At 43.6% G+C, this 20957-nt stretch carries 18 protein-coding genes; 7 read left to right on the forward strand and 11 right to left on the reverse strand.

What is annotated here, in order from left to right; genetic code table 11:
• Positions 1-41: 41 nt before the first annotated feature.
• The 7 genes from AC3CHU_RS06880 to AC3CHU_RS06910 all read right to left on the reverse strand — a co-directional run bounded on the left by AC3CHU_RS06880 (position 42) and on the right by AC3CHU_RS06910 (position 6245).
• Positions 42-944, reverse strand: a complete 903-nt coding sequence (locus AC3CHU_RS06880) for a VirK/YbjX family protein (RefSeq protein ID WP_488525312.1) — start codon at positions 942-944, stop codon at positions 42-44.
• 724 nt (positions 945-1668) lie between these two features.
• The gene (locus tag AC3CHU_RS06885; protein ID WP_004734823.1) at positions 1669-1815 is read right to left on the reverse strand and encodes a hypothetical protein; all 147 of its coding nucleotides are present in this window, start codon (positions 1813-1815) and stop codon (positions 1669-1671) included.
• Between the two features lie 40 nt (positions 1816-1855).
• Positions 1856-2131: an HU family DNA-binding protein gene (locus AC3CHU_RS06890; protein WP_004734824.1), complete on the reverse strand. Its 276-nt coding sequence runs from the start codon at positions 2129-2131 to the stop codon at positions 1856-1858.
• Positions 2132-2503: 372 nt separating this feature from the next.
• The gene (locus AC3CHU_RS06895) at positions 2504-3199 is read right to left on the reverse strand and encodes a VC0807 family protein (RefSeq protein ID WP_488525313.1); all 696 of its coding nucleotides are present in this window, start codon (positions 3197-3199) and stop codon (positions 2504-2506) included.
• Between the two features lie 171 nt (positions 3200-3370).
• Positions 3371-4027, reverse strand: a complete 657-nt coding sequence (locus AC3CHU_RS06900) for a glutathione S-transferase family protein (RefSeq protein WP_488525314.1) — start codon at positions 4025-4027, stop codon at positions 3371-3373.
• A gap of 55 nt (positions 4028-4082) precedes the next feature.
• Entirely contained in the window at positions 4083-5267 is a 1185-nt protein-coding gene (locus AC3CHU_RS06905; protein ID WP_488525315.1) for a YbfB/YjiJ family MFS transporter, read from the reverse strand.
• Positions 5268-5672: 405 nt separating this feature from the next.
• Positions 5673-6245, reverse strand: coding sequence for a YceI family protein (locus tag AC3CHU_RS06910; protein WP_146454729.1), 573 nt, complete (start codon positions 6243-6245; stop codon positions 5673-5675).
• Between the two features lie 291 nt (positions 6246-6536).
• Between AC3CHU_RS06910 and AC3CHU_RS06915 the strand changes: the two genes are divergently transcribed.
• Both AC3CHU_RS06915 and AC3CHU_RS06920 read left to right on the forward strand, forming a co-directional pair.
• Positions 6537-7253, forward strand: coding sequence for a DUF1826 domain-containing protein (locus AC3CHU_RS06915; RefSeq protein ID WP_488525316.1), 717 nt, complete (start codon positions 6537-6539; stop codon positions 7251-7253).
• Between the two features lie 347 nt (positions 7254-7600).
• On the forward strand, positions 7601-9487 hold the full coding sequence (locus tag AC3CHU_RS06920) for a methyl-accepting chemotaxis protein (RefSeq protein WP_428783476.1): 1887 nt from the start codon (positions 7601-7603) through the stop codon (positions 9485-9487).
• A 106-nt stretch (positions 9488-9593) separates the two neighbouring features.
• Here the strand turns inward: AC3CHU_RS06920 and AC3CHU_RS06925 are convergent, their stop codons facing one another.
• On the reverse strand, positions 9594-9995 hold the full coding sequence (locus tag AC3CHU_RS06925) for an ACT domain-containing protein (protein WP_488525317.1): 402 nt from the start codon (positions 9993-9995) through the stop codon (positions 9594-9596).
• Between the two features lie 128 nt (positions 9996-10123).
• Positions 10124-11017, reverse strand: coding sequence for a LysR family transcriptional regulator (locus tag AC3CHU_RS06930; RefSeq protein WP_488525318.1), 894 nt, complete (start codon positions 11015-11017; stop codon positions 10124-10126).
• 175 nt (positions 11018-11192) lie between these two features.
• On the opposite strand from AC3CHU_RS06930, the gene AC3CHU_RS06935 reads away from it, so the two are divergent.
• The 3 genes from AC3CHU_RS06935 to AC3CHU_RS06945 all read left to right on the forward strand — a co-directional run bounded on the left by AC3CHU_RS06935 (position 11193) and on the right by AC3CHU_RS06945 (position 15495).
• Positions 11193-12095, forward strand: coding sequence for a Vmh family MBL fold metallo-hydrolase (locus tag AC3CHU_RS06935; protein WP_488525319.1), 903 nt, complete (start codon positions 11193-11195; stop codon positions 12093-12095).
• Between the two features lie 280 nt (positions 12096-12375).
• The gene (locus AC3CHU_RS06940; protein ID WP_488525320.1) at positions 12376-13191 is read left to right on the forward strand and encodes a TauD/TfdA dioxygenase family protein; all 816 of its coding nucleotides are present in this window, start codon (positions 12376-12378) and stop codon (positions 13189-13191) included.
• Positions 13192-13446: 255 nt separating this feature from the next.
• Positions 13447-15495 (forward strand): ATP-binding response regulator, encoded by a 2049-nt coding sequence (locus tag AC3CHU_RS06945; RefSeq protein WP_488525321.1) that lies wholly within the window; start codon positions 13447-13449, stop codon positions 15493-15495.
• 187 nt (positions 15496-15682) lie between these two features.
• Here the strand turns inward: AC3CHU_RS06945 and cqsA are convergent, their stop codons facing one another.
• Positions 15683-16864 (reverse strand): alpha-hydroxyketone-type quorum-sensing autoinducer synthase, encoded by a 1182-nt coding sequence (gene cqsA / locus AC3CHU_RS06950; protein ID WP_488525322.1) that lies wholly within the window; start codon positions 16862-16864, stop codon positions 15683-15685.
• 314 nt (positions 16865-17178) lie between these two features.
• Here cqsA and AC3CHU_RS06955 point away from each other — a divergent pair, with 314 nt between their 5' ends.
• Entirely contained in the window at positions 17179-18372 is a 1194-nt protein-coding gene (locus tag AC3CHU_RS06955) for an ISL3 family transposase (RefSeq protein ID WP_488524348.1), read from the forward strand.
• Between the two features lie 108 nt (positions 18373-18480).
• Here AC3CHU_RS06955 and AC3CHU_RS06960 read toward each other — a convergent pair whose 3' ends face one another.
• Complete coding sequence (locus AC3CHU_RS06960) at positions 18481-19863, reverse strand: aminotransferase-like domain-containing protein (RefSeq protein WP_488525323.1); 1383 nt, start codon at positions 19861-19863, stop codon at positions 18481-18483.
• 73 nt (positions 19864-19936) lie between these two features.
• Between AC3CHU_RS06960 and AC3CHU_RS06965 the strand changes: the two genes are divergently transcribed.
• A complete protein-coding gene (locus tag AC3CHU_RS06965) occupies positions 19937-20833 on the forward strand; it encodes an EamA family transporter (RefSeq protein WP_488525324.1) in 897 nt (298 codons plus the stop codon).
• The last annotated feature ends 124 nt before the right edge of the window (positions 20834-20957 follow it).

Here is a 20957-nt window from a genome sequence, read left to right on the forward strand (position 1 = left end):
AAGGTAATACGCGTTAGCGAGTCGAGTACAGGTTAGCCAAATTAACTGTCATGAGCATAATGAATAGGATCATGGATGTGCTGACTGATTACGTTCTTCAGATCTTGTTCATAAAGATCTAACCAGGCATAGCGCTCGCGATACAACTTACGCTTTTGACGTTTTAGGGCTTCAAGATCTTTTTTGTTGGGGTTGGTTGGTAGACGATAAAAATGGTCATCGTGTACCTGTCCATCGTGCTCTTCCCATAAACTATCGTACTTAAGGCTGATGTCTTTGTTTTTCTTGCCGTAGCGTAATGAGTTCGACACATGGCCAGATTCTTTTACCGCATAGATATTTTCGATACCTAAGCTAATGGCTAACAGTCGTAGTGTTTCTACCATGAAGGATTTAGGTCTTAAACCGTAGAAAGCTTTTGTGAATGTACGGCTAAATCCATTGTCATTGGCTCCACCCTGAATACCACCGATGTAGATGCTGTTGTCGAAAACAGTAAACGAGATGCTATACATTTTTTCGAGTAGAGAATTGGTCAATGAAATTGTCAGTTCACCTTCTTTTCTCGCGTTTCGTTCAAAGCTGAGATTAACCAGATAAACGTTGTCATATATCTCTAGTTTTAAAAGATTGAGTCTTTCATTATAGATTTGGTGTCTAGCTTCTGTTGCGAAGGTTTCTTCAAACCAGTCGTAGTGCTTGGATAAGATTTCTATCTTTTCTTTATTGCTAAAGCCAGTACATAAGTAGGGAGTTACAAATTTGGATAAGAAGTTAGGCTGTTTGATAAATAACAGCTTTCTCTCTTCAGAGTTGAAACTTTCACTCATTTTTCTAGTGGCTGAATAGTAAAACAGGGCTCGAATAGTAAACTTAATTATCGCCTTGTACTTACCCTTATTTTTATGGGTATTGGCTTCTATTCCCATGCGAACGACATTCATAATCACCTCAAAAAAGAAACGCCGCACCAACACATTAGTGTTGCAAACATTTCCCTGACTCTCATAACTAACAATGAAAATGATGATAGTGAAAAATGCGATTTGGGTATGTATGGGTATGTATGACAATGTAATTAAGTCAGTTACTTAACGTTCAAATTTTGGGCGGATTTTACGCTTAACGCGGATTGATAAATGCAAAAAGTAACATTTACAAAACGATCGTGTAACAATTGACTGGCGAGTAGTATGCTTCCTAATTCCGAAGCTGAGTTTCATATGACTGATTTTTCGGAGTAAAGATACTTTTGAGGAATTAAACATGGCAGGAAGCATATCACCGCGCAGTTACGGTCGTTTTTTGCGATAGCGTTGACTACTTATTTTAAGAAAACCGTCCGGTCAAACGAAGTGGCGTCCACGGCGAGTCTTTCGTTTACTATCAATCATATCGCGGCAGTATTTCTGCCATTCTTATTGGGAGTGGTGTGGATGTCTGGCTATCAATGGGTGTTTGTTACAGGAGCTATTATTGCATTGCTGAGCTTTTTAATCTCGTTGACTATCGATACCAGATTGCATCAACGTATTAATGGAGTGACTGAATTGCAGAAAGAGGTCGCTTGAAAGGGTTAATCGGTATAAGCACTTGTATTAGTGAAGCGCTGTTTCTTAAATCAAAAATGCCACTACAAGGCTGCAGTGGCATTAGAAGAATAACAAACTATAACTCTAACAGTTTTGCCAGTTCACGCTCTTCCATAAGCTCTTCAATGCGTTGACGAGTTTTGGGCGTTTCGGCTTGTGCTTTGGTTGACTTGCCTGCTTTTTTACTGCGGCTAGCTTTAACTTTTTCTTTGGTTATAGACATAGTAATCTTCCTTGGATTCTGCTTTGAGATCGTATTTACTCTAAGCGTTACATGACTCTTTTAGTGCTTTACCTGCTTTAAACGCAGGCGTTTTTGATGCTGAGATTTGAATCTCTTCTCCGGTTCGTGGGTTACGACCAGTGCGAGCAGCACGAGAATTAACTTTGAAACTACCGAAACCAAGGATGGCAACATCATCACCCTTAGCCAATGTATTAGAGATACCTTCAACAAGTGCGTTTAACGCTGAACCTGCTTGATCTTTTGAGATGTCTGCTGAAGTTGCGATGTGTTCAACCAACTGAGATTTGTTCATATTCTATATTCCTTATTGAGTACGACTGGCGCTTAACTTTAAGGCCAAGCTTGTTCTATCTTAGCAATAAGGGCTGAAATAGTGTTAACACCTAGGCAGGGTTTTGTAAAGTAATCAACAAGATTGAGCGTTAAATCATCTTTCAGTATAACCGAATGCAGTTCTTTAGCTATTGGTAATTTAAATGCTAGCTATCAAGCTAGTATGAGAAAGGTGAAAGTAATCTCTCATTTTTTGAGAAAGCTGATCATAATTCAGCATATCACTTGTCGGATAAATGAGAAAACAGAAACAAAAAAGCCCAGCGAATGTGCTGAGCTTTTGGTGTGTGTTTCTATTTTAGGACGAGACACTAAGTTAGTTAGGTAAGATCTACTTAGTAATAAAGATTTTCTCTGTTTCTAGTGACGTCATAGCGCGAACTTGGCGCCAAATGTAATAGAAAATGCCTAACATCATCAGCATGCTAGGGATAGCTATGGCTGGGTAGCTGTAAAGTGTCAGTTTACCAAGTTCTTCATTAAAGGCTGCAGTACCAGCAGGGCTTGTCACAATCCAAGTTGCTAGGAAATAGTTCATCGCAGAAGAGAAAGCGAAGGTACTTGCGAACATGTAGTTCGATGTCATTAGACAACGATCAAACCTTGCTTGGTTACCGAACTGTCTTAAACGCTCTTCAATAAGAGAGATGTTTAACAGAGCTGGCGTAAAGATAACTTTTTGGATAAACGGGTAGCGAGTGAAGGTCGAGCCAAGGACCGCTAAACCAATTAGGCCAGGTATTAATGCTTCTTTTAGTGCTAACCAACGAGTATCTAGTTCGAAGAAACCAATGCCACCCGTTAATAGTACGCTGACGAAGCCAAGCGCAGCGATGAAGTTAAACTTCTTGTTGCGGATTAGCTCCATACCACCGTAAGCGATAGGGAAAGCAAGGGCGACAAGCAGTGCTGGACCGGTTCCTAGGTGCTCCTCTCCACTGAACTTCATTAAGATGAATGACGGAAGAAATACGTTAAAAACGATTTCGAAAAGAGGGTTCGATTTTTTGTTTTCTGTGTTACTCATAATTTCTAAATACATTATGTTATGGATTTATTCTCAGGGATTGTTGTTTACCTCGCCCAAGATGTAAAGCCTTAACACGTCATGCTGTGTAACGACATGTGACATCAACGACATCTCTGAGCCTGTCTCACGTTGAATTCAAGACTTTACGCATTCTAGTTCTGGATGCTCTTAGGTATCTCGACTTAACGAATCAAGCAACGTTTCATAATCAGGCTTGTTTGCCAAACTCTCAATGCTTATAAGTGTCAGTACGTCTGCGAACGGAGAAAGGCGTAAAAAATCGATGATGTTGCGGCTGTCCACTTCATCAAACAATTCAGTATGTCGAAACTGGACGTAATCTAAAGCGACATGGAGATACAAGGTGGCCAAGTTGTCGCTCAAAAGGGATTCTAGCCCTTGTTCTTTTATCTCTTGGTCAAGTTGCTCTAGGGCGGCAACGATACCTTCTTGCCCTCTATGGATAAGCGCATTGTCACTGTCTGCATAGCGAATCAATGCCGCGGTTCTAAACGCGATCTCCATTAACGTCTTTGCTGTTCCTAACGTTTGCATTTCATTGGCATGACTTAACGTTACCTGACGTAGCGTTTGAGGTTGGTACGTTTCAATTAGGTATTGGCAAATGCACAAGCTTTCCGTCAGTGCTGTTTCGTCTTCAAGTTTGAGTGCTGGAATTAAACAAAACGGATTGACGCTTTTTAGGTTGGCCGGGGAGCTCCATGGATCAACCCAAACAAAAGACAAAGGAGAGCAGCGTGTTAGAAGCGCAGTTGCTGCGACTACACGTGAAAACGGGGAGGTTTCATTTAAGTAGAGTTGCATGATAATCCTTTATTGCATTCGTCAGATGAACTGAGGAAGTTAGCTTAGGTCTAGGTCAATGTTCAGGCTTAGAGTGAGTGACAGTCATTAAGGTACACACCGCAGACAGCATCAAAGCAGCAGTACTAACGGTGAACAACACGTCGTATGAAGCCATATGATTTAAGTAGTACGCCATCAAAAGCCCAACCACACCTTGTGATACAGCAAAAGAGAGTGTCATTCCTGCCCACGCTTTGGTATGCAGTTCATAGCCTACAATCTCCAACGTGTAAGTCGACACAAGTGTTACCGTTCCCGGCGTGAAAATACCAACCAGTAATGAAGAAATTAACAGCGCGATAGGATGTGTACTAACAAGCGGTAATGCGACGCCTAAAGCCTTGAGGCTAAATGCAATGCAGAGGGATTTTTTAAGCCCTAACTTGTCTCCCAAGACACCGGTAATCAATGGTCCAATAGCGGCGCCAATACCAAAGGTTGCCCAGAACAAACCACCGCTGCTGAACGACATACCCAGTTCTCGCACGATGTAATCTACCCAAAATAAGGTATGGGGTAAGTAGCCGATAGCATCGAAGGTATAAGCCACTAGAATAAGCGCAACGCTGATTAATTTTGGCTTTGAGAGCTGAGAGAAGGAGGATTTTATATAAGGCGCTTTAGACGTGTTAGGTTGGGTTTGCCATGCATTCCAAGTCAGTATCGTTGTGACTAATGCGATGACTCCCATGCCAACCCAAGCCGACACCACACTAAAATAGATCAGTGCTGGGATTAATGTGCCTGATAACATCGCACCAAGTCCAATGCCTGAAAATATGATACCGCTGACACGCGCCTTCACATCGGGATTAAACTTTCGGACAATCACTGGTGGGGCGACAACCATTAATAAGGCACCCGCAATTCCAGCCAAAGTTCGCCAAACATAGAACCATGTTAAGGGCGCTTCTTGTAGCGCACAGCCTAAGTAACTAAAACTGCTTATCAACATAGCGAATCGAATTAACTGCCCAGCACTAAAGTAACGCAGCAGTATGTTGGCAGCAGGTGCACCCAATATGTATCCAAGAAGGGTCGCGACACCAAGGTAAGATGCATCACTTTCGCTAAACCAACCACTTTGAATGAGAGCCGGCATTAATGCTATATAGGCAAACCTACCGATCCCGTTGCCTATTAGAGTCGCCCCCATTCCAGCCAAGCTGTCTCGATTAACGATGTGTTTATTCAGCATGAAAAGGGCTCTTTTTAGGTTCAGCTAGATGTTCTAGCACTAGGACAAGATCTTTGTTTAGTTTTGCATACTGACATCATTCGCCATCAATATCACTAGGCGGTTAGTCATATGATTTGCTCATCTAAAACCGGTTTGAGATAGGTAAATAGCGAGTGTGTTTAAACACTTAGGTGGATGTGTTGTTCTGCCGAGGATAAAGCAATAAGCGATTGTTTCAATCACCGCAGATTTGAGTGATCAATTGTTAGACTAAAGTTGGACGACCGACCGACTTAATTGAACATGAGTGATTTGTTTATCTAGATCTGTGTACTGACTTGCCGGCTCTAACTCACATTCACCCACCTTAAACGATAGATGAATGTGAATTCAGAAAGATCTAACTGGGTAGGTGTGAACCCATTATTTATCGAAGAGCAGATTGAAGCTTAAAGGGATTTTGTCGGAAATCGCTAACCCACCAACGGTAGCTGATAGCTTGTTCAAGTTGTCTGTCGATATTCCAAAATCAGCGCCATTGACGATGATTGTCGAGGCTGAACTGACCATCACTAACGCTTCTGAAGGAACGATTAAAACGGGAAAATCAATCGTTTTTGTTACGCCGTGCAAGGTAACCTCCGCTGCAATGGTTGTTCTTTTGGGGTCACCAGACAACATTGACGGTTCAACTTTTCCAGAGATTTTTGCTTCAGGGAAAGTCATCGATTCAAAGTAGAGCTCATTGAGCCTCTGATCGCGAATAGCGACGCCAGTACTCACACTTTTCACATCCAACAATATGGCAAATTGACCCTCTTCGGTAAGACCACCAGATAAAGGCTTGATGGATGCGGGCTCAACAACAAACTGCTTCTTGATAGTTGCGAACGTAATATTCGATAAATTGGGGTCTAACGTGTAGCCCGTTTCCGCTAGAGATTGAGCGGAGATAACGATGCATAGGAGGCCGAGTGTAGAGATTAGTTTTTTCATAAGTTGTCACCACATTGATGAATTCACAAGTTTAACGTTCTCGAGTCGTGCATGTTTGGAGTCTTTATTTGAACTAAAGATAAATTAGAAAAAGATAGATAGAAGCTTAGTTCAGCATTGATCAAATTACCTGACGAAGGTTGAGCATCGCCATATTATTGGAACCATGATCGGCAAAGTTACTTGTGTAAATCAAGTTATGTTATAACATAACTTAAATCCAACATTACTGTGAACGACGTTTGCAGTATTAAAAGATAAACGATAAGCAAGCATCAAGGAGATGACGTAATGAATGCCGTGTTAACCAAGTCTTTGATAATGAATAGTAATCAGCCACTTAACATTAGTTCCGTTGTGAGTATCAAGGATCAGGCGAATCATAATCCAGGACTTAGCGCTTCTGAGCAGCCAACGGTATTAGCGGATATCTACCAAAGCGATATTAATATAGCGGTATGGCAGCGACAGTTTGATGAAGATTTAACTATGGCAATTAGTGAATTCATCGCCTCGAATCCTAGCTTCAGTAAGTCTATTAGCCTGTCACCAGACAACGCTTACGATAAATTGGAATTTGCTACCGACGGAACCGCTTCTAAAGCGTTATTAGAAAACATGACAGAGCTGGTGTATATGTTCTGTTGTTTGTTCGATCTTGAAGAAGTAGGGCTCCGTTTGGCGGTTCTGAATAAAGCGATGTGTCCTCGTTTTCATTTTGACCAAGTTCCTTTCCGCTTAGTGACAACCTATCACGGCGTTGCGACTCAATGGCTGCCAAACGAATCGGTCGACCGTTCTAAGCTTGGCCGTGGAAGTGACGGACAGCTTGATTCTGTTTCTGGCCTGTACTGTGACGAGTCTGACATACAGAAAATGGCCAGTGGTGATGTTGCGTTATTAAAAGGGGAGCGTTGGAGTGGCAATGAAAATAGAGGCCTTGTTCACCGTTCACCAGTTACGTCATCTGAAGAGACACGATTGCTGCTGACGTTGGACTTTGGTTGATCAACTTTTGACTATTTAGTCCACGGCCTGTTTCTTTTCAGACGTTCAATACATTTAAATACCTTCCTAATGAGCTAACGACATAGCGCGATCTGTGCCGTTATTATTCCTAAATAAAGACACCCATCAGCCGACCTCAATTAGTCGTGTATTAATTCAAAATTTAGAGTTTACCATTCTCTAAATCAATGGATTACGATGCGTGCTCTTACTCACACATTTGAATAATTCAACCGGTTAGCTGGTTTCTTAATTTATTTTAAAGCGTAAAATATATCCCGCTTGCAAACCGCTTTGGCAACCAATTTGTTCGCCACGGTTTTTTACTTCCAAATTATAGGTTTCCTATGTTCAAGAAACTCTCGCTTAAAAATAAGCTAGCGATATCAGCTAGTATGGCCATCATCCTGGGGGGGATTTTGGTTGAGGCCCTTTCTTTTCGTGCTTCACTGCAAAGGTTGGATATTGAAGTTGAACAGCGCTTAGAGGGCGCATCGGCTTCGTACAATCAATATGTATCGGATTGGATCTTATCCAAAGAGCGTGCGCTTACTTCTCTTTCGAAAGAGTCCAAGCAAGACAGCTTGGTGACTCATCTAAAACAGGTTCGTGACTCAGCCTCTTTTGATAATGTCTTCTTGGCATTTCCTGATGGTTCGCAAAAGAATGCGAACGGAGTAGTACTGCCGCCGGGTAATGATGATCCCCGTTTATGGGGTTGGTACACCAATGCGGTAGCGAACCCAAGTAAGGTGTTCATGGATAACCCAACGGTTGCTGCAGCAACTGGGGCGAACGTTGTTTCATTAGGAACAGCAATGCAACTGCATGGGCAACAGGTTGTGTTGGGTGCTGATGTAGAAATTACAGACATCCTAAACAGTCTAGAGCAGGTGATTCTTCCAGGTGAAGGTTACATGTTCATCGCGACCAACAAAGGCACGGTTTACACGCACCCTGACACTAAGTTACTGAACAAGAATATCAGTTCACTTGGGTTAAATTTCTCCGATGTACAAAAGGCTCTGACTAGCGGTAAAGACACTTCTATCGAACTGAATGGCAGCGACTATGTTCTGTACGCACGTGCTATTGACGGAACGAGCCTGATTACAGTGAGTGTTGTTAATCATGACTCTCTGGTTGCACCGTTATTTGATGCAGTGATTGGTCAAGTTTTGGCTACACTGCTGGTCGTTATTGTATGTACCATACTGTTTAACCTTTTGTGTACGATTCTATTCCGTCCGTTGAACCACGTATCTCAAGCATTGGCGCAAATCGCGAATGGTAGTGGTGATTTAACTCAACGTATTCATGTAGAAAACCAAGATGAAGTGGGCGAGTTGGCTCATAACTTCAATACCTTTGTTGGAAGCTTACAGCAGTTGATTGGCCATATCCGTGGGCAGTCAGAACAGCTAAATAGCCAGTCAGAGCAAAGTACTCAACGTGCGAACCGTTCTGTGGATGAACTTAACCATCAACAGCAAGAAATCACAATGGTGGCAACGGCTGTAACGGAAATGGCCTGTGCAACTCAAGAGATTGCATCGCATGCCGAGCAAACAGCAAAAGCGGCACAAGACTCAGCGACAAGCACTAACAGTGGTCACGCTCTGGTAGTCGACACTAAAGGTTCGATTAATAACTTGGCCAATGAAGTGAACGAAGCGGGTAACGTGATCAGCGAACTTAACAAGCACGCTCAAGAGATCTCAACAGTATTAGCTACAATCCAAGGCATTGCAGAGCAAACCAACTTGCTTGCTTTGAATGCGGCGATTGAAGCGGCCCGTGCTGGTGAACAAGGTCGTGGCTTTGCTGTGGTTGCTGATGAAGTACGTGTGCTTTCGCAGCGTACCCACTCTTCAACGGAAGAGATAAAATCAACCATTGATATCCTACAGCGCACGACGACCCAAGCCGTTGAGCTGATGGAGAGCAGTTCTAAACTGGCGATACATTCAGTAGAAGATGCCGATCGAGCTTCGCATGCGCTTGAAGAGATCAATACTGCAGTTGCTTTGATCAGCGACATGGCGACTCAAATCGCGACGGCTGCTGAAGAGCAAACGCACGTGACGGGTGAAATTACCCAAAACATTACGACCATTAAAGATGTCACTGACCACTTAGTTGTGGGTGCTCAGGACAGTTTAACTGAGTCGAACGAACTTAAGAGTCAAGCCGCTGGCTTAAGTGACAAAGTGGCGACTTTTAAGCTTGCTTAACTGGTTTACTCACTGATGCCTGATCAGTGAGTGCGCGGTAAGCAATAAGCCAAAGCGACGTACATTACGTCGCTTTTTTTGTGTCTGTGAACAATAGAATTCTTTACTAATCCGCTTCTGAAAATTCTCTAAGCGCATTCATTGCGGCTTCAGCCTTGTCTTTCTGGACGAAGATATGATCGTGATAATAGCCTGCAATCACATTGGCACTAATGCCGTATGAGCCAAGTTTAGTCGCAAAAGCAGCCGTTAATCCAACCGCTTCGAGGCTCGAATGTACCGATAAAGTTATCAGGCCAAATACACCGTCGAAGTCTAGCTGAGCTTTGGTCGCAACTTCTTCTTTCAGAACCAGTGTTAAGCCTTCTTTTTCACGAAAGGTCGCTATTGGGTCGAGTTGAACATAATCTGCCAATCCCCCGTCTACAGTACAAAAAACATAATCACCTTCAATGAGCTCTGGTGACATGGACTTTAACAAAATGTCTAAATCGGTAATGGCAGTCATCGTCTTTTTCCCTGTATAGTCGCGTTTGTTTATGGTGTTGGATAATGCAGCCAAGATAGAATTTAGCTTTGCATAAGTAAAATTAATAATACTTATTCCACATCAGCATCGTTAATGAGAGAGCTTGTCTACCAGCTTGTTGATTGCTCCATCTCGCTAGATAAATGATCGATAAAGGCTCTTAACAGCGGTGTGATTTGTTTACGCGTCCCATAAACCGCGTGTACACCCAACGTTTTAGGTTCCCATTCAGAGAGTAGAGGAACCAATAGCCCGTTTTCAATTAAGCCTTCGACTGAAGGAAAGGGCAGTAAGCAGATACCGTTGCCTTTGAGTGTGGCAGAAAGCAAAACCTCAGAGGTGTTGGCGCTGATATTCCCTTTGATTGGCACTGATTCCAGTCCATTCGGGCCATTAAACGTCCACGCGGTTTTGCCAAAATAACTGAATGATAGGCAGTTGTGGTGCGTTAAATCTTGCGCATTTTTGGGTGTCCCTTTCTCTTTTAGGTATTGAGGCGACGCGCAAATCACAGACCGACATTCACCGAGCTGCTTCGCGACAATATTGGGCGTCAGTTCGTTGGTAATACGAATCGCTAAATCGATACGTGACTCAACAAGATTGACCGTTTGATCGGTAGAAACGATATCAATCGAGACCTCTGGCCATTTATCGATGAAGCGACCGATCACGTCCATCAAGAAGCTATCGACAATCGAATAACTCGCGGTAATACGCAGTTGGCCTTTCAAGTGCTCGCGGCTTTGGTTTCTGATACCTGCTAACGATGTTTCGAGGGCAAGTAACTCCCTTGCGACTTCAAGCGTCTCTTTCCCCGCGTTGGTTAAGCTCAAGCTTCGAGTGGTTCTATGAAGCAGGCGTGTGTCCATCCAGCTTTCGAGTTCCCCCAAATAGCGCGTGACTTTGGTTCGAGAGAGCTCAAGGTGCTCTGCTGCGGCACTCAAGCTGCCACGCTCAACGATGGTGACAAAGACGTTCATTGCCTCAAGTTTATCCATTGTTCTATTACCCAAATGATTTTGAATCTAATCGCTACGAGAAAACTAGTATATGTCCGAAAATCGAAACAGTGAAAGTTAATTTGATGTCTATTTCATCTAATTCCAATCAAATAAGATGTTTGCACACTCAATGAGTTGGCCGGCGTTCAGCTCTTAATAACGGAATAAAGCTATGAAAAAGTTATCTAAAATCCTTGTATCAAGAACCGCGCTTTTAGGATCAATGAGTTTAGGAGCCATGCTAGCTGCATCGAGTGTTGTCTCTGCTGCTGAACTAAACATCACTCATTACAATCCGGGTGAAAACGCGATATTCCCCGCAAGCTCTGTGTTGGTAGCTGGAGAAAAAGAAGTGATTTTGTTTGATGCGCAATTTAGCGTCGCAGATGGGCAAAAGCTGGTGGATCAAATCAAAGTGACTGGCAAAGAGTTGTCGATGGTTTACATCAGCAGCGGCGACCCAGATTTCTACTTTGGCTTAGAACCGATTGTTGCGGCATTTCCAAACGTTGAGGTCGTTGCCAGTGAAGCGATCGTTACTCACATCAAGCGTACTAAAGATGCAAAGCTAGAGTACTGGGGGCCAATCTTAGAAGATAACGCGCCATCTAAAGTAATTGTCCCAACCGTTCTTAATGACACCACGTTGAACCTCGAAGGTGAAACCATCGAGGTGAGAGAAATTAACACGCATCAAGCGTACCTGTGGGTGCCGTCTGAGAAAACGGTGTTTGGTGGTGTGTCGGTTTATAGTGGCGTACATGTATGGATGGCAGATACCGCATCAAAAGAGATTCGTAGCCAGTGGTCACAATCATTAGAGCGCCTGAAAGCACTTGAGCCAGAGGTTGTCATTCCGGGTCACTATTTAGGTGAAATGCCAACGGGTACTAACGGCGTTCAATTTACGATGGATTACGTGGCAGATATTGAAAACGCACTGGTAAGTACAAGCAATCCAACGTCTGTTGATATCAGTGATTACATGAAGAAAGCATACCCACAATTTAAGGCAACAGAAGGCGACCTAGAGCTGGGTGCCAAAGTGCTAAGTGGTGAGATGGAGTGGCACTAAGTTCATTCTCTCGGTTGTGTCTCAGAAAAGCTTGAAGATTGTGTGCTAGATTTAAGTTGATACACAACTGGAGATATCGATGATCTGGCTTTCGGTGAAAGTACTACAGATTGGACTTGTCTATGGATACAGGAAGTATCAAAAAACGAAAAGAGCTCCAGCTTAGGGGCTCTTTTTTTTGATGTATTAGAAGTATGTGGAAAGAAAACTCACCATTGTCCGGTTTAATAGTCAGTATCTAAATTGACTCTGAAATGTCACATCATCAATAAGCGAATTTATGTTGAAAATAGACCCCATTACCCCTCACATCGGTGCTCGTATCCATGGAGTCGATCTTGCCAGATGCAGTGCGAATGAACTCGATGAGGTTTATCAGGCGCTGATTACCCATCAAGTCATCTTCCTAGGTGATCAAGTACTCTCACCAGAACAACACTTGATGATTGCAGAACGTTTTGGAAGGTTAGAACCTGCGCATCCTTTCTTTCCTTGCGTGGAAAGTGTACCTCAGGTCAGTGTGATTGAAACAACGCGTGGCAATGCCCCGGTGGAAAGCTATTGGCATACCGATTTAACGTGGCGTAGCCTGCCATCTAAAGCTTCTTTGTTGCATGCTCAACATATTCCAAGCGTCGGTGGAGACACTATCTGGTGCTCTATGACCGTTGTATTTGATTCATTAGATGAAAGTATGAAAGCAAAACTGAGGGGCTTATCGGCGACTCATTCGCTGGTGGCTTTTGAAGGCATAGAGTCGGATCAGATTGAGCTTGATTGGCATAAGTCGTTAATTAAAACCGCACATGAAAATCCACCAGTGATTCACCCGGTTGTTCAAATTCATCCTGAAACGGGTAAAGAGACGCTCTATATAAATGAACAATTTACTCGTTATATCAATGAACTCGACCGACAAGAGAGTGATGTTTTACTTAACCAACTGTTCGAAATTGCACGCCGCCCTGAATTTCAAGTTCGTTTCAAATGGGACAAGGGAGCAATGGCTATTTGGGATAACAGGGTAACGCAGCATTACGCGGTGATTGATTACGGCGATACCCCAAGAAAGATGCATCGCGTTACAGTGGCATAATGGTAAGTAAGAGGGGTAATTGGTGTAAGCGCTAGCGGACAAACCTTAGGAACTCAGGTTTAGTGTCTGAATTAAAGTATAAAACTGAGACTTCATTCATCTAAGTCAATAATTAAAACAAAAGCGTTGATACATATTTGATTGAAACCTCACTGATCGGAGGTGATTTGTAATATAATCGACGCCAAAATATAAGAATAAAAATCAAACCATAGAATTAGTAAACGTTAGGGCTTAGAGAATAAAGAATTTCGTATGAACGCTATTCGTAAAGTTTATCAGTACGCAGAACCAAACCTTACTCTCGTGGGTTGGATGGGCTTTGTCGGCTTCCCAATTTACTACATAGTGTGGGAGTTCTTGTTCCCTCAACCTTATGAAAATTTAATGCTGCGCTTGTTTTGCTCAGTGTTGTTTTTCGGCATTATCTATCGCAATCGTGTCCCATTTGAATGGCGAAAATACCTTCCGGTTTATTATCAAGTCGCCGTAACCCTCTGCTTGCCGTTTTTCTTCTTCTACATGTTACTAATGAATAATTGGTCCAATGTTTGGGTTATGTCATTCATGTCTGCCATTTTCCTCCATATTTTATTAGTGCACGTGACGAGAGTGATGTTTGCACAAACTTTTGCCGGTATTGGGATGGCGACCTTGTGCGCTTGGATTGCACAAGGCTTCTACCTAGAACTCACAATGGATTGGACGCATGTGCCAATCTTTTTGTTTATCTACTTATTTGGCAACTTGTTCTACTTCCGCAATCAGATGGAACACGAGAATAAGGTGTCGTTGGCGAAATCTTTTGGAGCCGGTATCGCGCACGAGATGCGAAACCCCCTGAGCGGTTTGTTGACCTCTATTGATGTTATGCAGTCCATATTACCGAACCCTAAAAGTGGTGATCACAAAGGGCAATATGCTTTAAGCAACGAAGAAGTCATACAGTTACGTGAAGTGGGCGATGAAGCGATGGAGATCATTCACTCAGGTAACGAGACGATTGACCTGTTACTGACTTCAATTGATGAAAACCGAGTATCTCGATCTACCTTCAAGAAGCATTCAGCTCAAGCGGTGATTGAGGGTGCGATAGACAGCTTTAACTACAAGCGTTCAGCCGATAAATCAGCAATCTCTTTAGACGTACAGAGTAACTTTGATTTCTTGGGTAGCGACACTCTGTTGAAGTACGTGATGTATAACTTGTTCAAGAACGCATTCCACCATCGCAGCCCTGAAGATTTTCATATTCATGTCACCATGTGTAGTGATGAAGTGGCCAATCAAATAATGGTTACCGATAACGGGTCAGGCATCTCAAATGATGTGATTCGACGCATTTTTCAGGACTTTTATACTACTGGCCAATCGGGTAATTACGGCTTAGGTTTGCCATTTTGTCAGAAGGTAATGCGCTCGTTTGGTGGTGAAATTAAATGTCAGTCTGAAGTGGAACAATGGACACAGTTCACGATGACTTTTCCATCTTTGTCTTCCCATTCGGTGAAAGAAATCAAGAATGAACTGACTAAACTTAAGAGTGTGCTAATGGTGAGTGACCAGAAAGTTCTCACCAATAAAATGACTGAGGTAGCCCGTTTTATGGGGTTTGAGCTCACGGTGTTGGATGTAGCATCAGCGCTTAAAAAGAAGGAATACCAGTTCGAATTCGATTTGATATTCGTTGACATGGAGAGCTTGGATTTAAGAGCAAGTTGCCTCGATAGAATTGAATCTTTACTTTCATTCACTGAAGCTCGAATCATCTATTTGTATGAACGTCACCCAATTAAACGTGTCCGAAACGTTGCTTTTGAACCTATTTGGGTGGAAACACAAGTTTGGTTACTGAATACCAAGGCGACCATCGAACGCTTACTTTTCGACTCCAACTATGTGATGCCATCAGTTTCTGTAAAACCGTTAGAGGTTACCAATAAGCGCACGATTATGGTGGTCGATGATAACGAATCTCTGCGCCGATTTACCGCAATGTTATTGGAAAAGCAGGGTTTTGATGTCGTGCAGAAAGAAGATGGGCAACAAGCCTTAGACGCGTTGGACAGCGATGATATTGATTTAATTCTGATGGATATCGAGATGCCAATCATGGACGGTGTTGAAGCTTCTCGTCGAATTCGAAGCGCTAACAAAGCATACTCTTCAGTGCCAATTATTGCTCACACGGGTGACAGTTCTCCTGTGACATTGGAAAAAATGGAATCATCAGGCATGTCAGATTTTATCGTCAAACCGGCAGATAAAAACCGCCTGTTCGATAAGATTGCTCACTGGATTTAGTGAATGCCATAGGTTGAAGCACACGACCATTTTGTCAGCGAACAAAGACACAAGATAGAGCTCAGCTATTCGCTGGGCTCTTTTTGTATAGCGACATGATAGCGTCCATTCAGTCCTGCCGTTTATATTGATTATCGGAAGGGGTCTTATCTTTCAAAGAATCCTTTTGTGTGAATTGCCCTTACAATCACACGAACTCTAATTCCGGATGATTGTACGCTTCATGACAAACCGTGAGCACATGGTCAATATCTCTTGGTGTCATGTCGGCATTGACCGAAAAGCGGATGATGTTTTTGTTCTTGCCCGTCGCGGGGCGGCAGAAAACCGCACCGAATACATCACGTTCTTCGAGGAAATCACGAACACGCTCGGTGTTTGTTTCACTACCACACTCTAGTGCTACGATTTGAGACTCGCTGCGGATGTTAAAGCCAATCCGTTTGAGGCCAGTAGTAAGCGATTTAGCGCTTTTGAATAAGGCTTCTCGTTTGTCTTCTGAACCTTTTATTACCTCTAATGTTTTCTCTAAACGAACCACCTCTTGTGGTAACACGGTCGAGCTGAAAATAGCTGGATACGCGACAAAAGGTAAGGTTTCTGAAAGCTGCTTTGGCCCAAGGATAGCACCTGCACGATAGGCAAAGGTTTTAGCCAAGCTAACGGTAATAAAGTCGACTTGGTTAGTGAGGCCCAATGCGTGAACTAAGCCAGCACCATTTTCTCCATGCGTACCCAGTGAATGCGATTCATCAACGACAACGGCACAATCAAACTCTTGCGCCATTTCGTAGATGTCGCGTAGTGGGGCGATGGTGCCGATTGTGCTGTAAATCGAATCGACCACAATAACGCCTGAGCCGTGGCGCTCTAGCTGTTTGCGCAGGTGATTCATATTGTTATGCATAAACGGGTGGGCGAGGGCGCCTGCAGCGCGAATGCCTTCCCATAACGACATGTGTGCAAAGAAGTCAATGTACACAGGTGTGCCCGGTGGGCAGATGGTTTGCAATAGCCCAATATTAGCTGCCCAACCAGACTGAGAAAGCAAACTGCTCTCCATTCCGACATAGTTCGCGAGCTCAGTTTCGAACGCAGGTTTAGACTGCTCATCTTGTAGGAAAATGGCCGACATCACCACGTTGTCATCGTTTTCACTGATCGCCGCTTGGTGAGCTTGTTGGATCTGCTTGTTGTGCGACAGGGCTAGGTAATCATTGCTCTGCATGACAACGGCGTTGCACGGTGGACGTTTACCCAACACCAAGTGTTTCTGACTTTGGTTCTGGGTAATCAGGTCTTGAATATAGAAGTTCAAGCGTTCTTCAATAAAGGAAGGTAATGGTTTTTTTTTGGTTTTATCACTCATAATAGTTCTCTTCAAATACAGGATAACGCCAGCGCTGACGGTTGTATATTGACGATTAAAAGTGAGGTGTCATTGGCCAAGTTGCATAATTTTGTGCGTGCTTGCAAACTCAGTATTTAAGGGTTTTGAGGCGAGTGAATTTCCTTACGGTTCGGGGCTTTAACCTAGTTTAGATGGGAATAATAGCCTTCTTTTTTATGATAAAAGGCTATTAAAATTGGTTCATCGCGGATTAGCGGGAACTAAAAACAAAAACGGTAGTAAGTGATATGGTTTAGTCGCCAAACAAAAATCATACACAAACTACCGTTTCTATGCCGAATCATACTTTCCTATCTTCATTCTGGGAAGGCTTTCAAATAGTAAAGTCTCTCCAGACAGCATCACTTATTACCCTGACTCTTAAACCTAGCTCTGAGGCTAAATGCCTTTGTGGTCTTGAGGCCGAGGCTATCCATGAGTATCAATGGCGTCACGTAAAGGATGCCATGTTGCTCGGTGTGCCTGTTGAACTTTCCGTTCAAACTCGAAGGATTAAGTGTCGTGACTGCGGCATAAAAACAGAATCTCTCTCTTGGTTAGAGCCTTATGCTCGTATAACAAAGCGCCTAAAAAGCTATATAGAACAACTGCTACCCCTGCTTCCCATTAAGCATATATCCCAAATTACGGGCGTTCATTGGCACACCATTAAAGAAATAGATAAACGCCGACTTCGACAAGTGGTGCCGCCAGTGAAATGGGGTGAGCTAAAGCAGCTCGTGATGGATGAGTTCGCCATCTTTAAAGGGCATCGATATGCCACCGTCATCGCTGATGCGAAGACTCATCAAGTCATTTGGGTTGGATTAGGCCGCAGCCGCAAGGACATACGGCCGTTCTTCGAGCAGCTAGGCGAGAATGGGGTAAATATCGAAGCAGTAGCGATGGACATGAATACGGCTTTTGACCTTGAAGTTCAAGCGCACTGCCCGAACGCAAAAATCGTTTACGACTTATTCCATGTTGTTGCTAAGTTCGGTCGCGAGGTGATGGATAGAGTCAGAGTCGACCAAGCCAACAAACTCAAGCAAGATAAAAAAGCGAGGCAATGGGTGAAGCGCTCACGGTGGGTACTGCTGAAAAATAGAGGCAACTTAAATACACGTCAAGATAGCTATCTTACTGAAATATTGAATATCAATAAGGACTTAATGACCACTTATATACTCGGAGCCCAACTCAAAGAGCTTTGGTATTGTGAATCCGAAGGGCACGCGAAGGGGCTCTGGGACACGTGGTGGGAACAAGTGCAAGAGAGTGGAATTAAGCCATTGAAAGAGTTCGCACGAAAACTGAGTCCTTATCTTCACGGCATTATCGCATCGGCAAGTTATCCGTTGAACACCTGCACACTGGAAGGGATAAACAACAAGATAAAGTTAATCAAGCGAATGGGGTATGGGTATCGAGATACAGACTACTTCTTCTTGAAGATAAAAGCGGCTTTCCCCGGAAAGCCGCGATGAACCTTAAAATTCGGTGCTCGAATGGCTATGAAAAGGTCGATTATGAAAAGCTACGGTGTGCTAGCTTTGTTTATTAACTAGCACGTATTACCTATGAATTAGCACGTATTACCTATGAATGTGAATCAGTTCTATTAAGTCGTCTAATTGCTGCTTGGCTTTCCCCTCTAACGAGTAACCAATATTGATGCGTAAGCAATTGCTGTAAAGGTCGAGAGTGCTGAACAGGTGTCCAAGTCTGATATCAATGTTCTGGTCGGCAACTGCCTGAGCAAAGGTTGATTGGTTCAAGTTGGGTATTTGTAACCAAAGCACCATGCCACCTTGTGGGTTACTTATCTTCACATCTTGAGGAAGATGCTGAGCCAAATAGCTTAGATATTGCTGGCGTAATGAAAGGATTTGAGCACACCTTCTTCGAATGTGTTTAGCGTATTGGCCTGATTCGATAAAGTCAGCAACCGCAAGCTGAGTGGGCAGGGCAACGCCATAACTCGCAGCAGAAAACTGAGCCTTGTACTCGTCTATGTACCTTCCTGGCAAGCACCAGCCTAAACGATAACTTGGCGACAGGCTTTTCGATACTGAACCACACCACAGCACGTACCCACCTTTGTCATAGTATTTTGCAGGTAGTGGTGTGTGTGAAGAATATGAGAGCTCTAGATACACATCGTCTTCAATGATTGGTACTCGATAGTTATTCGCCAATTCAGCCAGTTTTTGTTTTTGACTGGCCGACATATTGATCCCTTGAGGATTCATATGTGAGGTACAGAAGATAGCGGCATCCACACGCTTGTTTTTCAGATGTGTTTCCAACTGTTGTAGGTCGACACCATCATCCAAAGACGGGATCTCGATGATTTTTCGCGACATTTGTCCGAGCAATTCCAGAATACCGTTGAAACATGGCGAGCTAATAGCGATGGTATCACCTTCTTTGGTACACGATTCAAGAGCAGCTTTAATCGCCGACATGCAGCCAGCAGTGATCACCATTTCTTCTGGTGAAAAGTGCACATCGAGCTTGGCGAAGTGGGTAGATAAAGCCTGTCTTAGCATCGGATCGCCCTGTGTATCAGGGTAATGGTTGAGCCTGCCGCCCATCCGTTTGATTGAGCGACGAAAGCTGCGTTCCAACTCAATGGTTGTTTGCTCATCGTTGGTGGTACTGGATACACCCAAAGGACCATTGGTGGTGTTATGTGTCGAAGAGGTTGGTTTAACGATGGATATTTTGCTTTCAAACTGTGCCCACTCAGGGGTTGAATGAGAAGGTTTATGTGGCGAAACAAAATACCCAGCTTGAGGTCGAGAGTGGATCCAACCTTGGGATTCTAGCTCTTGGTAACAGCTCACCACGGTCGACATGCTGATGGCCTGTTGCTTGGCCAATTGACGCAGCGAAGGCATGCGTCCGCCTTCCGGTCTTTTGCCGGTTTCTATCTCATCGATAAACTGATTGGCTAGCTTTCTGTAGATGCTCATTGTCACGACCGTTATTAACTGTACTGGTTTTATTGTTCAAGGGATACTCATTCAAAACAAAGGAGGGGTGAGTATGAAAAGAAATGATTTGTTGTTAGCGGTATTCGTTATGGCAATTTGGGGGTTCAATTTCGCGATGATCAAAATGGGTGTGACCAACGTTCATCCATTATTGGCCACTGCTGCGCGTTTTTCGCTAGCGGTGATTCCGGTGATATTTTTCGTGGCGAGACCTAATGTTGCTTGGCGCTACTTAGTCAGTTATGGCTTTGTGTTCGGTGTGGGAATTTGGGGTATGGCTTCATGGTCGATTACTGCGGGTTTGTCTTCCGGGCTTTCATCGGTATTGCTTTCAACCAACGTATTAATCGGCATGGCGGTTGGCGTGTGGGTGTTCAAGGAGAGTGCTTCCGTTCGCAAACTAATGGGTGCGATGCTAGCCATGTGTGCGTTAGCAGTGTTGGTTTCGGCAGCAACGGGCAACGTGACACTCAATGGTGTTATCTTGATTATGATAGCGGCATGCAGCTGGACCTTGATGGGCGTGATTGTTAAGGCATCTAAAACCACTCAGGCTTTTGCATTTAATGTGTGGGGGATGCTGTTTGCTCCGGTGCCATTGGTGTTGTTTGCCGTGATGTTACACGGTGACCAAATTATCTGGCAGGGTATTGAACAATGGGATTGGAACACGACGATTGCGGTGCTGTTTCAGGCTTATCCAACCACGCTATTTGGTTATTGGGTGTGGAATAAGCTGTTAATCCAATACCCGTTAAGCACGACAGCGCCGTTAACCTTGCTAGTGCCAATATTCGCGTTGATAAGTGGTTACTTTATGTATGACGAAGTATTGTCAGTCGCTCAAGTTGTTGCATCTATATTGTTTCTCGTCGGTATCGGTTTGATTGTGAAGCCTGCTAAGGCATCGAATACCAAAGCGACACAAACACTTGCCGAGCAAAAGTGATTGATGAGTGGGCAGCATTCAATGAAACGGATAGAGTTCAAATGCTTTGAATAAAAATAAGGCCTCGCACTTGCGAGGTCTTAGTTTATGTCGAAGAAGTGAAGTTACTTAAAGCATCAATTAA

Source organism: Vibrio sp. QJM3NY_39 (genome assembly GCF_057785895.1).

Excerpts from the sequence above, each read along its gene's own strand:
- AC3CHU_RS06890 (WP_004734824.1), bottom strand. The coding sequence starts at position 2,131 with ATGAACAAATCTCAGTTGGTTGAACACATCGCAACTTCAGCAGACATC.
- AC3CHU_RS06965 (WP_488525324.1), top strand. The coding sequence starts at position 19,937 with ATGAAAAGAAATGATTTGTTGTTAGCGGTATTCGTTATGGCAATTTGG.
- AC3CHU_RS06885 (WP_004734823.1), bottom strand. The coding sequence starts at position 1,815 with ATGTCTATAACCAAAGAAAAAGTTAAAGCTAGCCGCAGTAAAAAAGCA.
- AC3CHU_RS06960 (WP_488525323.1), bottom strand. The coding sequence starts at position 19,863 with ATGAGCATCTACAGAAAGCTAGCCAATCAGTTTATCGATGAGATAGAA.
- AC3CHU_RS06905 (WP_488525315.1), bottom strand. The coding sequence starts at position 5,267 with ATGCTGAATAAACACATCGTTAATCGAGACAGCTTGGCTGGAATGGGG.
- AC3CHU_RS06955 (WP_488524348.1), top strand. The coding sequence starts at position 17,179 with ATGCCGAATCATACTTTCCTATCTTCATTCTGGGAAGGCTTTCAAATA.
- AC3CHU_RS06935 (WP_488525319.1), top strand. The coding sequence starts at position 11,193 with ATGAAAAAGTTATCTAAAATCCTTGTATCAAGAACCGCGCTTTTAGGA.
- AC3CHU_RS06915 (WP_488525316.1), top strand. The coding sequence starts at position 6,537 with ATGAATGCCGTGTTAACCAAGTCTTTGATAATGAATAGTAATCAGCCA.
- AC3CHU_RS06880 (WP_488525312.1), bottom strand. The coding sequence starts at position 944 with ATGAATGTCGTTCGCATGGGAATAGAAGCCAATACCCATAAAAATAAG.
- AC3CHU_RS06900 (WP_488525314.1), bottom strand. The coding sequence starts at position 4,027 with ATGCAACTCTACTTAAATGAAACCTCCCCGTTTTCACGTGTAGTCGCA.
- AC3CHU_RS06940 (WP_488525320.1), top strand. The coding sequence starts at position 12,376 with ATGTTGAAAATAGACCCCATTACCCCTCACATCGGTGCTCGTATCCAT.
- AC3CHU_RS06920 (WP_428783476.1), top strand. The coding sequence starts at position 7,601 with ATGTTCAAGAAACTCTCGCTTAAAAATAAGCTAGCGATATCAGCTAGT.
- AC3CHU_RS06930 (WP_488525318.1), bottom strand. The coding sequence starts at position 11,017 with ATGGATAAACTTGAGGCAATGAACGTCTTTGTCACCATCGTTGAGCGT.
- AC3CHU_RS06910 (WP_146454729.1), bottom strand. The coding sequence starts at position 6,245 with ATGAAAAAACTAATCTCTACACTCGGCCTCCTATGCATCGTTATCTCC.
- AC3CHU_RS06895 (WP_488525313.1), bottom strand. The coding sequence starts at position 3,199 with ATGAGTAACACAGAAAACAAAAAATCGAACCCTCTTTTCGAAATCGTT.
- cqsA (WP_488525322.1), bottom strand. The coding sequence starts at position 16,864 with ATGAGTGATAAAACCAAAAAAAAACCATTACCTTCCTTTATTGAAGAA.
- AC3CHU_RS06945 (WP_488525321.1), top strand. The coding sequence starts at position 13,447 with ATGAACGCTATTCGTAAAGTTTATCAGTACGCAGAACCAAACCTTACT.
- AC3CHU_RS06925 (WP_488525317.1), bottom strand. The coding sequence starts at position 9,995 with ATGACTGCCATTACCGATTTAGACATTTTGTTAAAGTCCATGTCACCA.